The 413-nt window shown below is 50.4% G+C and carries 1 rRNA gene; it reads left to right on the top strand.

Annotated features, from left to right (window positions below):
* A 23S ribosomal RNA gene (locus ET34_RS0120705) occupies positions 1 to 413 on the top strand; the annotation flags it as partial.

The raw sequence follows: 413 nt of genomic DNA, 5'->3' as shown, positions 1-413 counted from the left end.
ACACAAAAACACACTTGCTGTGAGCTCGATGAGTAGGGCGGGACACGTGGTATCCTGTCTGAATATGGGGGGACCATCCTCCAAGGCTAAATACTCCTGACTGACCGATAGTGAACCAGTACCGTGAGGGAAAGGCGAAAAGAACCCCGGCGAGGGGAGTGAAACAGAACCTGAAACCGTGTACGTACAAGCAGTGGGAGCACCTTTGTGGTGTGACTGCGTACCTTTTGTATAATGGGTCAGCGACTTATATTCTGTAGCAAGGTTAACCGTATAGGGGAGCCGAAGGGAAACCGAGTCTTAATTGGGCGTTAAGTTGCAGGGTATAGACCCGAAACCCGGTGATCTAGCCATGGGCAGGTTGAAGGTTGGGTAACACTAACTGGAGGACCGAACCGACTAATGTTGAAAAA

The organism is Siccibacter colletis (assembly GCF_000696575.1).
Classification (GTDB): domain Bacteria; phylum Pseudomonadota; class Gammaproteobacteria; order Enterobacterales; family Enterobacteriaceae; genus Siccibacter; species Siccibacter colletis.
Note: the sequence above shows the minus strand (reverse complement) of the source record. Positions and strands in the feature narration are given on the sequence as shown.